Origin of the sequence: Streptomyces sp. NPDC088766 (assembly GCF_044750845.1) — a bacterium.
In the GTDB taxonomy this organism is placed as follows: domain Bacteria; phylum Actinomycetota; class Actinomycetes; order Streptomycetales; family Streptomycetaceae; genus Streptomyces.
This window is the reverse complement of record NZ_JBIVKQ010000010.1, coordinates 191,842-205,671: the sequence shown is the minus strand read 5'-3', so window position 1 is coordinate 205,671 and position 13,830 is coordinate 191,842. Positions and strand designations below refer to the sequence as shown.

The window sequence follows — 13,830 nt, the reverse complement described above, 5'->3', positions numbered from 1 at the left end:
CTCCTCGCGAAGTGCCTACAGGTGTGCGAGCTTCTCCAGGACGGGGGCGGCGGCGCGCAGCTTCGCCCACTCGTCCTCGTCGAGGCCGTCGACCAGGGTGGCCAGGAAGGCGTTCCGCTTGGCGCGGCTCTCCGCGAGCATGGCCTCGGCCTGCTCGGTCTTCGTGACGACCTTCTGGCGGCGGTCCTCGGGATGAGGCTCCAGCCGGACCAGGCCCTTGGCCTCCAGGAGCGCCACGATGCGGGTCATCGACGGCGGCTGTACGTGCTCCTTGCGGGCCAGCTCACCGGGGGTGGCGCTGCCGCACAGGGAGAGGGTGCCGAGCACCGACATCTCGGTGGGGCTCAGTGACTCGTCGACGCGCTGGTGCTTGAGCCGACGGGACAGCCGCATCACGGCGGATCGCAGGGAGTTCACGGCGGCAGCGTCGTCGCCATGTTCGAGGTCCGGCATGTATTTAGAGTAACTCATTACCCTCGCTAAAGACCACCGTGGGGGCGCGCTGGTTCCCGTGACGCGCGCCACTGAATCGCCACATCACCCCAATATCACTCAAACGGGTGGTGCGGGCGCGGAACGGCACCCGCCGTCCCGGATCGTGCCGCGACCCTCATAGCCATGGGGACCGATGTGCTCAGCCTGCGAATAGACCACGAGCTGCTCGAACGGCTCCGGCACCATGCCGCCAGAAGAGGAATGAGCGTCCAGGACTACGTCGTCCGGACGCTCATGCGCGATGACTTCGACGAGCGGTTCCAGACCGCGGTCGAGGAGACGGAGAAGTTCTACGGCCTCACCTGAGCCGCGTGACGCGGTCCGGGTGAGGCCGTGAGACATGGGTCGGGCACGCGGCCCGGGTCGGGCACGCGGCTCAGGTCGGGCACGCGGCTCAGGTCGGGCACGCGGTCCGGGTGAGGCACGCGGCTCAGGTCAGGCCCAGGGCCGGCATCAGGTAGTAGAAGGCGAACACGGCGGAGACCACGTACATCGGGACCGGCACCTCACGGCCGCGGCCGGCCGCCAGGCGCAGCACCGCGAAGGTGATGAAGCCCATGCCGATGCCGTTGGTGATCGAGTAGGTGAACGGCATCATCACCATCGTGACGAAGGCCGGGATCGCGATCGTGTGGTCGGCCCAGTCGATCTCCTTGACCGAACCGGCCAGGATCAGGAAGCCCACCGCGAGCAGGGCCGGGGTGGCCGCCTGGGAGGGGACCATCGTGGCGACCGGGGTCAGGAACAGGGCGACGGTGAAGAGACCGCCGGTGACGATGTTCGCGAAGCCGGTGCGGGCGCCCTCGCCGACGCCGGCCGTGGACTCCACGAAGGCGGTGGTGGCGGAGGAGGAGCTGACGCCGCCGGCGGCCACGGCGAGACCGTCGACGAAGAGGACCTTGTTGATGCCGGGCATCTGGCCCTGCGCGTCGGTCAGCCTGGCCTCGTCGCTGACGCCCATGATCGTGCCCATCGCGTCGAAGAAGCACGACAGCAGCACGGTGAAGACGAAGAGGACGCCCGTCAGTACGCCGACCTTGCCGAAGCCGCCGAAGAGGCTGACCTCGCCGATGAGCCCGAAGTCGGGGGTGGCGACGGGGTTGCCGGGCCACTCCGGGGTGGTCAGGCCCCAGGACGGCACGGTGGCGACCGCGTTGATGATCAGCCCCAGCGCGGTCATCGCGACGATCGAGATGAGGATCGCGCCCGGCACCTTGCGGACGATCAGCGCGAGCGTCAGCAGCGCGCCGAGGACGAAGACGAGAACCGGCCAGCCGTTGAGGTGACCGTCGGCGCCGAGCTGGAGCGGGACGGTGGTCTGGGCGACGTCCGGGATGCGGGTGACGAAGCCGGAGTCGACGAGACCGATCAGCATGATGAACAGGCCGATACCGATGCTGATGGCCTTGCGCAGGCCGAACGGCACGGCGTTCATGACGCGCTCGCGCAGACCTGTCGCCACCAGCAGCATGACCACGAGACCGGCGAGGACGACCATGCCCATCGCGTCCGGCCAGGCCATCCGGGGGGCGAGCTGGAGCGCGACGACGGAGTTGACGCCGAGGCCGGCGGCCAGCGCGATGGGCACGTTGCCGATGACGCCCATCAGCAGCGTCGTGAACGCGGCCGTGACGCAGGTGGCGGTGACGAGCTGGCCGTTGTCGAGCTGGTGCCCGTACATGTCCTTCGCGCTGCCGAGGATGATCGGGTTCAGCACGATGATGTAGGCCATCGCGAAGAAGGTGGCGAAACCGCCCCGGATCTCCCGGGACAGCGTGCTGCCCCGCTCGGAGATGCGGAAGAAGCGGTCGAGCGCGCCGTGGGCGGGCGTGCCGCCCGGTTCTCCGGGCGCGGGGACCTTGGCGGGGGCCGAGGTGGACATGTGGAACCTCATCACCGGCGGACATCCCCCATGCCGCTTTGGTGCTTCCTACGAATGAAAATGGTCAGAGACAAACGGATTCAGTATGAACACATAAATCGGCGAACACCATCTCCGCGCGTAGACCTGATCGCCTCGTAGGCTGTCCCCATGGCGAAGTGGACCCCCAAGCACGAGGCGCCGGAGCCCCTGGAGGGCCCCGTGGTCGCCACCATCACCGGCGGCACGATCCTCTGGTTCGCCCTCTTCCTCGTCCAGCTGCCCTTCTACGGCTGGTTCGACGACCACGGTCACCTCTGGTGGCTGTGGACCTGCCTCGCGGGCGGCGGTCTGGGATTCATCGGCATCTGGTACGTCCGCAGGCGGGACGCGGCGATCAAGCGGGCCGCCGCCGAACAGCCGTAGCCGCGGAGCCAGGGTGTCCCCGGAGCCGGAAGCCGGCCGGGGTCCCGGAGCCGGAAGCCGGGTGTCCCCCGAGCCGGAAGCCGGGTGTACCCGGAGCCGGAAGTCGGGGTCCCGTGGACGGCACGTGGTACCGCCGCACGACGGCCGTCCTCCCCAGGTCGGATCTTCCGCCACTCCGGCGGGTGAACACCCCCGTCCGCACGTACCGTCGTTGCCATGACCCATACCGACGCCGCCGCCACCGCCCGGGCCCCCGCGGCGACCGGACTCACCGCCGCCGAGGTCGCCGAGCGCGTGGCGCGCGGTCAGGTCAACGACGTGCCCGTCCGCAGCAGCCGCTCGGTCGGCGAGATCGTCCGCGCCAACGTCTTCACCCGGTTCAACGCGATCATCGGCGTCCTCTGGATCGTCATGCTGTTCGTCGCGCCGGTGCAGGACAGCCTCTTCGGGTACGTCATCCTCGCCAACACCGGCATCGGCATCGTCCAGGAATGGCGGGCGAAGAAGACCCTGGACTCCCTCGCCGTCATCGGCGAGGCCCGCCCCACCGTCCGGCGCGACGGGGTCGCGGTCGCCGTGGGCACCTCCGCCCTCGTCCTGGACGACATCGTCGAGATCGGGCCCGGCGACAAGGCCGTGGTGGACGGGGTGTGCGTCGAGGCCGACGGTCTGGAGATCGACGAGTCGCTGCTCACCGGTGAGGCCGACCCCGTCGTCAAACACCCCGGCGACCAGGTGATGTCCGGCAGCTTCGTGGTCGCGGGCGGCGGCGCCTTCCGGGCCACCAGGGTCGGGCGCGAGGCGTACGCGGCGCAGCTCGCCGAGGAGGCGTCCCGCTTCACCCTCGTCCACTCCGAGCTGCGCACCGGCATCTCCACGATCCTCAAGTACGTGACGTGGATGATGGTCCCGGCCGCGGTCGGCCTGGTGATCACCCAGCTCTTCGTCAAGAACAACGACCTCAGGGGTTCGATCGCGAGGACCGTCGGCGGGATCGTGCCGATGGTCCCGGAGGGCCTCGTCCTGCTGACCTCCGTCGCCTTCGCCATCGGCGTCGTCCGGCTCGGCCGCAAGCAGTGCCTCGTCCAGGAACTGCCGGCCATCGAGGGCCTCGCCCGCGTCGACACCGTCTGCCTGGACAAGACCGGCACCCTCACCGAGGGCGGCATGGACGTCGCCGAGGTCCGCGCCCTCGACGGCAGCGACGACGGGTACGTCCGCAAGGTGCTCGGCGCGCTCGGCGCGTCCGACCCACGGCCCAACGCCTCCCTCCAGGCGATCATCGACGCCTGCCCGGACACCGGGGACTGGCGCCGCACCGGCGCCCTGCCCTTCTCCTCCGCCCGCAAGTACAGCGGTGCCGCCTTCACCGAGGGCGACGGCGACGGCGAGAGCAGCACGTGGCTGCTCGGCGCCCCCGACGTCCTCCTGGCCGACGGCGACCCCGCCCTCGCCGAGACGGAACGGCTCAACGAGCAGGGCCTGCGCGTACTGCTGCTCGCCCGCACCCCGCACGGCCTCGACGACCCCGAGGTCGCCCGCGGCGCCCGCGCCACCGCCCTGGTCGTCCTGGAGCAGCGGCTGCGCCCCGACGCGGCCGACACCCTGCGCTACTTCGCCGAGCAGGACGTCCGCGCCAAGGTCATCTCCGGCGACAACGCGGTGTCCGTGGGCGCCGTGGCCGCCAAGCTGGGCCTGGACGGCCGTGCGGTGGACGCGCGCCGGCTGCCCGCCGAGCGGGAGCAGATGGCCGCCGCGCTCGACGAGGGCACGGTGTTCGGGCGGGTCACCCCGCAGCAGAAGCGGGACATGGTCGGCGCCCTCCAGTCGGGCGGACACACGGTCGCGATGACCGGGGACGGCGTCAACGACGTCCTCGCGCTGAAGGACGCGGACATCGGCGTGGCGATGGGCTCGGGCTCGGAGGCCACACGGGCGGTGGCCCAGATCGTGCTGCTGGACAACAGCTTCGCCGCGCTTCCGTCGGTGGTGGCGGAGGGCCGGCGGGTCATCGGCAACATCACGCGGGTGGCCACGCTGTTCCTGGTGAAGACCGTGTACTCGGTGCTGCTGGCGCTGCTGGTGGTGTGCTGGCAGGTGGAGTACCCGTTCCTGCCCCGCCACCTCACCCTGCTGTCGACGCTGACGATCGGCGTCCCGGCGTTCTTCCTCGCCCTCGCCCCCAACAAGGAGCGCGCGCGGCCCCACTTCGTACGGCGGGTGATGCGGTACGCGGTCCCGGGCGGGGTACTGGCCGCGGTGGCGACCTTCGTGACGTACCTGGTCGCCCGGCACCACTACACGGGCGCGGGGTCGCTGGAGGCCGAGACGAGCGCGGCGACGCTGACCCTGTTCCTGATCTCGGTGTGGGTGCTGGCGATCATCGCCCGGCCCTACACCTGGTGGCGGGTCCTGCTGGTGGCGTCCATGGGCGCGGCCTTCGTGCTCGTGCTGGCGGTGCCGTGGCTCCAGGACTTCTTCGCGCTGAAGCTGGTCGGCATGGCCATGCCGTGGACGGCGGTGGGCGTCGCCGCGGTCGCGGGGGCCGTCCTGGAACTCCTGTGGAGGTGGGTCGGCCGCCGCTGGCCGGCCTAGGGCGTGTTTCGAAAGTCCCGTCTGCCCTTCGGGCAGACGACGCCACTTTCGAAACACGCCCTAGGTGGTCCGTCCCGGGAGGTCGTGGACGGAAAAGGCCCGCGCCCCGCTGGTTGCGGGGCCGGGCCTCCTGCCGGTCGGACGGATCAGCGCACGTCGACGAAGTCGCCCGCGGCGGTGGCCGCCGGGGTGGTCGAGGTGCCGGCGAAGGTGTAGCGGAAGTAGCCGTCCGCGGTCGCCTGGACGGTCGTCTTCAGGGCGCCCGTCGTGGACGTCTTGACGGTCTTGACCGTGGTGTAGGCGCTGGCGCCCTTCTTGCGGAACTGCAGCTTCACCGGCTGGGCGGAGTACCCGGCGTAGGTGTTGCTGTCCCAGTTGGCGCGCGACAGCTTGCCCGTGACGGTGAGGGTCTTGCCCTTCTTCACCGGCTCGGGGGTGGCGTCGGCGGTGAGCTTGGAGGCGCGCAGCAGCTTGACGGTGCCGAAGCCGCCCTTGGCGGTGTAGCCGCTGTCGTTGATGGCGAGGGCGCCGATGTTCCAGGTGCCCGCGTCGGAGTTGATCAGGTCGTCGTACTCCCCGGACCGGGCCGGCCGGAACTGGATCTTGGCCGTGCACTTCAGGACCGTGGCGGAGGCCGCGGTGCAGGTGCCGGGGTTGTCGCCGGCGAGGATCCGGTTCTCCACGTTCAGCGTGCTGCCGCGGTAGAGGATCGGGCCGCTGTCGAAGGAGGCGGCGCTCAGGTTCGCGGGCTTGGTCACCGTGTAGCTCGCGGAGACCGTGACCTTCGCGGTGGGGCCGACGACGACGGTCTTGCTGCTGACCTTCACGTTGGAGAAGGTGACCGCCGGACCGGCCGGCGCGGCCTGCGCGGCCGGCACGGCGAGGGCGGAGAGGGCGACGGCGCCGATGACGGCGGCGACGGTGGTGGTGGCGCGTACGCGCATGCAGGTTCCTCGGAGAATCTGGAGTGTGGCGTGTGCGGGGTGGAGGGAACGGGCCGTTCCCCGCCGGGTGCGGGGCCGGGCCGTTCCCTGCGCGGTGTCAGTCGCTTCAGCGCACGTCGACGAAGTCGCCCGCGGCGCTGACGGCCGGGGTGGTCGAGGTGCCCGCGAAGCTGTAGCGGAAGTAGCCGTCCGCGGTCGCCTTGACGGTCGTCTTGAGGGTGCCGGTCGTGCTGGTGTTGATGGTCTTGACGGTGGTGTAGGTGCTGCTGCCCTTCTTGCGGAACTGCAGCTTCACCGGCTGGGTGGAGTAACCGTGGTACAGGTTGTCCTCCCAGTTCGCGCGGGACAGCTTGCCCGTGACCGTGATGGTCCTGCCCTTGACGACGGGCTCCGGGGAGGCGTTGACGGTCAGCTTCGAGTTCCGCTGCACCAGCGTGGAGCCGAGGCCACCCTGGTCGGCGTAGTCGTCGGTGGTGTAGTTGAGGGCGAGCGCGCCGCCCTTCCAGCTGCCGGCGTCGGAGTTCAGCAGCTCGCCGTCGGCCGGGTAGATGTCGATGTTGCCCTTGCAGGTGGCGGTGGTCGCCGAGGTGTCGGTGCAGGTGGCCGCGTAGTAGCCGAACAGGATGTTGTCCGGGTCGGCGAACGCGCCCTTGTAGATGTACGGACCGGTGGCGAAGTCCTCGGCGTGGATGTCGACCTCGGCGCCGTGCGTCAGCTTGTAGGTCACCGTGGTGGCGACGTGGTTGGTGGTGCCGACCTTGACCGCGGTGGCGATCTTGAAGTTGGAGAAGGACACGTTCAGGTCGCCGTCGACGGCGGTGGTGAACGCGGACTTTCCGGAGGCGCCGTGGGCGGCGGCGAAGGCCGCGGCGGCGCTCTCGCGGTACGAGGAGTCGTCGGCCTGCGCGGCCGGCACGGCGAGGGCGGAAAGGGCCAGGGCGCCGGAAACGGCGGCCACGGTGGCGCGGATGCGCATGCATTCCCCCGGGAGGAGAGAGGGTCCTGGCCGGCGGTGTTCCTCACGGATCGTCATCGCGCAGGACCCAGGTGATCACGGAGCCTGTTGGCTCACATGATCAGATGCATGGCGGATGTGAAGGGTTGTACGAAAGCGGTGGAGATTTTCGCGCGGAAGCCCGGACGCCGGGGCCCGGACGCGCGGACGGACCCGCTGGGGGTGCCCCGGTGGATCCGGGGCACCCCGCCCGTGCGGGCAGTCGCTCAGTCGAACCAGCGGTCCCGTGCCAACTCGCCCGTCCTGGAGGGGTCTTCCAGCAGGGCCGCCACCTCGAAGCGGCGGGGCCACTGGCCGGCCGCCCAGGCCAGGCCGGCGGCGACGCCCTCCAGGGTGGCCGCGTGCAGAACGCCGTCGCCGGTCAGGCGCCAGTCGATCTCGACTCCGTCCACCACGAGTTCCTCGTGCTCGACGTAGGTGGCGGGGGTGCGCGGGCCGAGGAGGGTGCGTACCGGCTCCGGGACGTCGTGCTCGGTGCCCTCGGAGTGGATCTCGCCCGTCACGGACTCGCTGAGGCGGCGGACCTGGAACAGCTCGGCCAGCTCCGCCGCCCGCGCGGGCCGTACGGGGAGCAGCGGGACGCCCGCCGTGAAGGGCAGCAGGTCGGGGGAGTCGACGACGACCGCGTCGGCCGCGTCGACGACCTCGACCCGGCCGTCGACGACCGCCCTCAGCTCGTCGGGCAGGGTCACCTGTTCGGGGTCCAGCTCGGCCAGCGCGCCGTAGAGGCCGTGCAGTTGGGCGGCGCCCACCGGGCGGTCCGGGTCCGCGAGGCGGTCGAGCAGTTCGGCGGCGCCGCCCGGCTCGTCGAGGAGGGCGGCCACGGACGTCCGTACGCCCAGGGCCCGCAGCACCTGCTCGTCGTCGAAGCCGGTCGCGTCGGCCTGGTCGTACAGGCCGTGCAGGAGGGGGTCGCCGCCGGCCGCGAGCAGGCCCGCCGGGCGGCGGCCGTCGAGGACGGGGTGGCCGCGCAACCACCAGGCGGTGTAGGGGCGTACGACCTCGTGCGTGCCGTCCGGGAGGAGGATCCGGACCGGCTGGGTGAGGGCGTCGCGCAGGGGCGGCCGGGCGAGCAGGGCGAGGGCCTGCGGCCAGTGGTCGTCGTCGACGAGGTCGAGGTCGCGGACGGCGACCAGCTCGGTGGCGACCGGCGGGACGGGCGTGTCGGGGAAGCGGTCGAGGATGTCCTCGCACCAGACGTCCACGGCGTCCAGCAGTCCCGCGTCGTCGGGTTCGGCGAAGTCGCCCTCGCGGGGCTCCAGTTCGTCCGGGTCGAGGACGACGTCCGTGGCCCGCACGAGCGCGAAGTCCGCGAGGACACCGCAGGCGGCGAGCGGCTGCTCACCCCACTTCTCGGCCAGCTCCGGGTCGACGGAGGCGAGTTCGTCCTCGCGGATGACCTGCGCGAACGGGCTGCCGGGCAGGACGAGTTCACCGGCCGGGGCGAGCTCACCCTCCTCGTCGGGCAGCGCGAGGGCGCCCAGCCAGGGCTCCTCGCCGGGTTCCAGGCCCGCGTCGCGCACCAGCGCGAGGACGGTGTCGGCCAGTTCCTCGGCGTCCGGCGTGTCCTGGTCGTCCCAGGCCCCGCGGTCGTCGTCCAGGGACGCGGCCACGGCGGCCCGCACCTGCGGGGTGGTCAGGACCGCGCGCGGGGTCGCGGGCAGGGCGCCCAGCTTCTCCAGCAGCGGATGCGCGGCGCCGGGATGGGCCACCTTGAGGCCGAGGCGGGCGAGGACCTCGGTGTCGAGCCGGGCCGCGTCCGGGGTGGGCAGCAGCACCTGGCGGGGGCCGATCGTCGTCCGGCCGTCGGCGAGGGGCACCGGCAGCCCGGAGAGGCGCTCGGGGTCCACTCCGGCGAGGCTCTCGTAGAGCCGGTACCACCACTGCGGGTCCTTCTCCAGCCCGGCCAGCCGGTCGACCGCGTCGGCCAGCGGGACCCGCGCCACCCCGAGCGTACGCAGCTCCACCCGGCGCTCCAGCCCGGCCGGCAGCAGCGTCGGCAGCACTTCGGCGAGCACCCGTACGGTGTCGGCGCCCGCGCCCTCGACAACCTCCGCGTCCCGGGGCCGCAACGCCTCGGGCAGCTCGTCGTCGCCCTCCACCGGCTCGGCGGCGGGCGGCAGGAACGCCGTACGCGGCAGCCGCTCCAGGATCGCCTGCCGCAGGGCGCCGTCCAGCTCGCCCTTGCCCAGCGGGCCCGGCACGAGGTCGATGAGCCCGGCGGTCACCGGGCGCCAGCCGGCCAGCAGGGCGGCGTACGCGTCCGCCGCCCGCTGCACGAGGTGGTCGGTGAGCGGGCCGGGCGCCGCGTGCCGCCGGGTGGTGTCGAGGGGGAAGGAGGCGATCAGCAGCGCGGGCACGCCGAGCGGCTCGTCGCTGGGGGTGGGCGCGTGCACGACGGGGCTGGTGCGGGGCCGGGCCGGGGACCCGTCCGCGTCGACCGGTACGGCCCAGGTCACCGACCAGTGGGGACGCAGCCGCTCCTCCACCGGCCGGTCGGCGAGCAGGTCGGGCGTGAGGGGCCCGTCGGCCGCGGCGATCCGCCACCGGGTCGTGCCCTCCCGGGTGTCCGACACGAGCGTGAGGGCGCCTTCGGTGTCCCGGCGCAGGGTGCGGGGGGCCGCGTCGCCGACCTCGATCACGACCTCCTCAAGGCCCGGCAGGGCGAGGACGAGGGCGTCGTCGACGGCGGTGAGCAGCCGTTCCGCGAGATCGGCGGCGGCGGTGTCGCGCAGCGGCAGGATGACGGCCGTGTCGTACGGCTCGGGGGCGGTGCCCTCGGCGGCGAAGGGCAGTCGCAGCAGCGGCACATGGCCCTCGCGGCGGCGGATCTCGTCGCCCAGGCCGGGACTGTGGCGGGCGGTCTCGGAGGCCAGCACGCGGGCCTCCGCCAGGGACCAGCGGACACCGCCGTGCCGGCCGACCACGGCGGGCTCGTCGGTGACGGCGAGAACGGCGGCGAAGCCGACGCCGAACCGGCCGACCGCCGAGCGGTGGGCCTCGCGTTTCGCGGAGGCGCGCAGGGTGGAGAGCGACTCGACGCCGGCCGCGTCCAGCGGGGCACCGGTGTTCGCGGCGACCAGGACACCCTCGCGGAGGGTGAGGCGCAGCCGGCCGGGCACGCCGGCGCGGGCGGCCGCGTCGGCGGCGTTCTGCGCCAGCTCGACGACGAGGCGGTCCCGGTAGCCGCCGAGCGCCAGATCCTCCTCGGCGTTCGCGTCCTCCCGGAAACGGGCGGGACTCGTGGCCCAGGCGTCCAGCACTCCGCGCCGCAGTCGGGCCGTTCCGAACGGATCGGCCCCCTCGGCCGCGGGCCGCACGAACTTGCTCACGTCGGTTCACTCTCCTCATCGCCGTGAGCTCGAAGGTACCGCGAGGCGGCTCCGCCGTTTTTCCATCGAGGGGCCCAACCCCCTCCAGCCCGTCCGGGGGCTCCGCCCTCCGGGCCTTCGGGCCTGTGCCCGCCCGTTCACCGGACGCCGGTGGGAGGAGGGCGACGGTCGGGTGTTTCAGCCCGTCCGGCACTTGAGGACGGAGCCGTTCAGGCCGAGAGCGGGTCCGGGGCGCAGCCCCCGGGGCCGGGCCGGGCCGGGCGGGAGCTGCCGGGACGGGGGCGGGAGCGGGAAAACCGCCCCCGCTACGAGTGGCCCAGCTCCGCCGACTCCTCGTCCGTCACCACCGGTACCGAACCGGAGTCCGGGGCCGGCCGCAGCGGGAAGGGGTCCACCCGGTTCTCGTCGATCACCGGCAGGGCCGGCCGGGGCGGCTTCGGCATGACCGCCGCCTCCGAGTGCCCGCCGCAGCCGTACGCCAGCGACACCACGCGCCCGTCGGCCGGGGAGAACTCGTTGGCGCAGACCCCGAAGGCCTGCCCGAGGGAGCCGCCGATCGGCGTGAGGAAGCCGCAGCTGACGCAGGACGCCGGCGCCGCCTGCGCCATCGGGGTCTTCGCCCCGAACGCCTCTTCCCAGCGGTCGGCGGCGGTGTGCAGGCCGTAGCGCGACAGCACCCGCGCCCGGCGCATCCCCAGCTCCTCCGCCACCGCGGGGATGGAGCCGCGGGACGGGACGGCCGGCAGCAGCGCGGGCGGCGCCGCCGTCACGTCGGCGTCCTCGGCCTCCGCCAGCTCCGCCATCTCCTCCGAGACGGGCGAGCCGGCCAGCGGGACGTCCTCGCCGGTGTAGCCCGGTTCCAGACGCAGGTCGTCCGCGTCCGTGGGGAGGAGGTCGCCGGGGCCCATGTCGCCGGGGCGCAGGCGTTCGCTCCACGGGACCCACTCGGGGGCCAGCACCGCGTCCGGACCGGGCAGCAGCACCACCTCGTCCAGGGTCACGATCTTCGCCCGCGAGGCCCGCGCGACGGTCGCCGCCCAGCGCCAGCCCCGGTAGCCGAGCTCCCTGCACTCGAAGAAGTGCGTCACCACCCGGTCGCCCTCGGAGAGGACCCCTACGTGCTCCCCGACCACGCCGGGCGCGGCGGCCTCCTCTGCCGCCGCGCGGGCGAGGTCGACGGCCTCGGCGCACAGGCGGTCGGGGGTGCGGCTTCGCGTGGTCGCTGCGCTCACAGGTATCGCTTCTCTCCTACGCCGTCACTCGGGTGCGGTTGCCACCGGCGGCGGAGCGGACGGAGCGGACCAGTGGGCCGCGTCGACGTCCGCGTCCGATCGCGCTCGGGCGCACCTGTGCCATCCATTGTGGGGGATGGCTGAGATACGCACGCTACCTGTTCGCGGCCGCTCATCCCACACCGACGGTGCTTCTACGGCACTCCGCGCCGAGTTTCCGCGCACTCGTCCCCCCGCCGGCCCCGCCCCGGCCCCCCGGCGCCGGCCCGGACCCGGCCCCTTTGCACGCCGCGCACGAGCCGTCCGCGCAACCGGCCCCGGAACCGACCGCGAACCGGAAAGTGCGCGCCCATACGTGCGGTAACCGCGCTACATCCCGGTTTCTCGGGGCACTATGGCGGAGTGGCAGCCGCGAGGACACCCCAGGGCGCCACCGGGACCGGTGGGGCGAAGGGCTACAAGGGGAGGGCCGGGTGAGCGGATCGGGCCGGGTGAACGGGTCCGTCCGCGCGATCGGCCGTGCCCTGCACCTGCCGTTCACCGGAACCGCCCGTGGCATCCGCAAGGCCACGCACGCGCACGGCGCGGGCGAGTCCGGGCTCGGCAAACTGATCGAACTGCACGCCGTGAACGGCGCGGGCGACGTGATGATCACCATCGCGCTCGCCTCGACCGTGTTCTTCTCGGTACCCACCGACGAGGCCCGCGGCCGGGTGGCGCTCTACCTGGCCATCACGATGGCCCCGTTCGCGCTCCTCGCCCCGGTGATCGGCCCCCTCCTCGACAGGCTGCCGCACGGCCGCCGCGCGGCGATGGCGGGCGCGATGGCCGCGCGGGCGCTCCTCGCCCTGGTGCTGTCCGGCGCCGTCGTCAGCGGCAGCCTCGAGCTGTATCCGGCGGCCCTCGGCGTGCTGGTGGCGTCGAAGGCGTACGGCGTGGTCAGGAGCGCCGTCGTGCCGCGCCTGCTGCCACCGCGTTTCTCACTGGTCAGGGCCAACTCCCGGGTCACCCTGGGCGGCCTGCTGGCCACCGGTGTGGCCGCGCCGGTGGGCGGGGCCCTCCAGCTCCTCGGCCCGCGCTACCCGCTCTACGGCGCCTTCGTGATCTTCGTCGCGGGCACGTTCCTGTCCTTCTCGCTGCCCCCGAAGGTGGACTCGGCCAAGGGTGAGGACCGGGCGCTGCTCGCGGCCGACGAGGAGCACCTGCACGGCCCGCACATCCGCCCGGTCAAGCGCCCCGGCCTGCGGACGGTCGGCAGCGCGGTCACCCACGCCCTGGGCGCCAACGCGTCCCTGCGCTGGCTGTCCGGGTTCCTGACGTTCTTCCTGGCGTTCCTGCTGCGCGAGCACCCGCTGACCGGGCAGGGCGCGGCGGTGTCGCTGGGCATCGTGGCCGTCTCGGCGGGCGTCGGCAACGCGCTGGGCACCTCCGTGGGCGCGGCCCTGCGCTCACGCGCCCCGGAACTGATCATCGTGACCGTGGTCGCGGTCGTGCTGGGCGCGGCGATCACGGCGGCGGTCTTCTTCGGGGCGTTCCTGGTGGCCTGCCTGACGGCCGTCGCCGGCTTCTCGCAGGCGCTGTCCAAGCTGTCCCTGGACGCGCTGATCCAGCGGGACGTGCCCGAACTGGTGCGCACCTCGGCGTTCGCCCGCTCGGAGACGCTGCTGCAGATGTCGTGGGTGTGCGGGGGCGCGGTCGGCATCGTGATGCCGCTGAACGGCACCCTGGGGCTGTCCGTGGCCGCCCTGGTCATCGCCGTCGGCTGGACGACGACCGCACGGAGCCTGATCGGCTCGGCCCGGCACAAGGGGCCGCCCCGGGCGAAGGTCGCCTGACCTCGCCCCGCCGGCACGGCGCCCCGCCGCCCGCCCTGCCGGCCCGCCCGGCGTAGCGCACCGCCCGGCCGGAAGTCGCCCGGCCGGGCGGGCGG

9 protein-coding genes and 1 pseudogene are annotated in these 13,830 nt (G+C 73.0%); 4 read left to right on the top strand and 6 right to left on the bottom strand.

Annotated elements, in window-relative coordinates:
* Positions 1-15: 15 nt before the first annotated feature.
* A complete protein-coding gene (locus tag ACIP5W_RS16875; protein ID WP_363086778.1) occupies positions 16-453 on the bottom strand; it encodes a MarR family transcriptional regulator in 438 nt (145 codons plus the stop codon).
* 165 nt (positions 454-618) lie between these two features.
* Between ACIP5W_RS16875 and ACIP5W_RS16870 the strand changes: the two genes are divergently transcribed.
* Complete coding sequence (locus ACIP5W_RS16870; RefSeq protein WP_401473184.1) at positions 619-801, top strand: ribbon-helix-helix protein, CopG family; 183 nt, start codon at positions 619-621, stop codon at positions 799-801.
* 124 nt (positions 802-925) lie between these two features.
* On the opposite strand, the gene ACIP5W_RS16865 is transcribed toward ACIP5W_RS16870, so the two are convergent.
* Positions 926-2,377 (bottom strand): NCS2 family permease, encoded by a 1,452-nt coding sequence (locus tag ACIP5W_RS16865; protein ID WP_401473181.1) that lies wholly within the window; start codon positions 2,375-2,377, stop codon positions 926-928.
* Positions 2,378-2,527: 150 nt separating this feature from the next.
* Between ACIP5W_RS16865 and ACIP5W_RS16860 the strand changes: the two genes are divergently transcribed.
* Complete coding sequence (locus ACIP5W_RS16860; RefSeq protein WP_401473178.1) at positions 2,528-2,782, top strand: DUF2530 domain-containing protein; 255 nt, start codon at positions 2,528-2,530, stop codon at positions 2,780-2,782.
* A gap of 216 nt (positions 2,783-2,998) precedes the next feature.
* Positions 2,999-5,377 (top strand): HAD-IC family P-type ATPase, encoded by a 2,379-nt coding sequence (locus ACIP5W_RS16855; RefSeq protein ID WP_401473175.1) that lies wholly within the window; start codon positions 2,999-3,001, stop codon positions 5,375-5,377.
* A gap of 146 nt (positions 5,378-5,523) precedes the next feature.
* Here ACIP5W_RS16855 and ACIP5W_RS16850 read toward each other — a convergent pair whose 3' ends face one another.
* The 4 genes from ACIP5W_RS16850 to ACIP5W_RS16835 all read right to left on the bottom strand — a co-directional run bounded on the left by ACIP5W_RS16850 (position 5,524) and on the right by ACIP5W_RS16835 (position 11,900).
* Complete coding sequence (locus ACIP5W_RS16850) at positions 5,524-6,321, bottom strand: hypothetical protein (protein ID WP_401473172.1); 798 nt, start codon at positions 6,319-6,321, stop codon at positions 5,524-5,526.
* Positions 6,322-6,427: 106 nt separating this feature from the next.
* A complete protein-coding gene (locus ACIP5W_RS16845; protein ID WP_401473169.1) occupies positions 6,428-7,297 on the bottom strand; it encodes a hypothetical protein in 870 nt (289 codons plus the stop codon).
* Between the two features lie 245 nt (positions 7,298-7,542).
* Entirely contained in the window at positions 7,543-10,668 is a 3,126-nt protein-coding gene (locus ACIP5W_RS16840; protein ID WP_401473166.1) for a sacsin N-terminal ATP-binding-like domain-containing protein, read from the bottom strand.
* A gap of 305 nt (positions 10,669-10,973) precedes the next feature.
* On the bottom strand, positions 10,974-11,900 hold the full coding sequence (locus ACIP5W_RS16835; RefSeq protein WP_401473163.1) for a DUF3027 domain-containing protein: 927 nt from the start codon (positions 11,898-11,900) through the stop codon (positions 10,974-10,976).
* 402 nt (positions 11,901-12,302) lie between these two features.
* Here ACIP5W_RS16835 and ACIP5W_RS16830 point away from each other — a divergent pair.
* Positions 12,303-13,735: pseudogene (locus ACIP5W_RS16830) on the top strand (MFS transporter).
* Positions 13,736-13,830 lie beyond the last annotated feature (95 nt).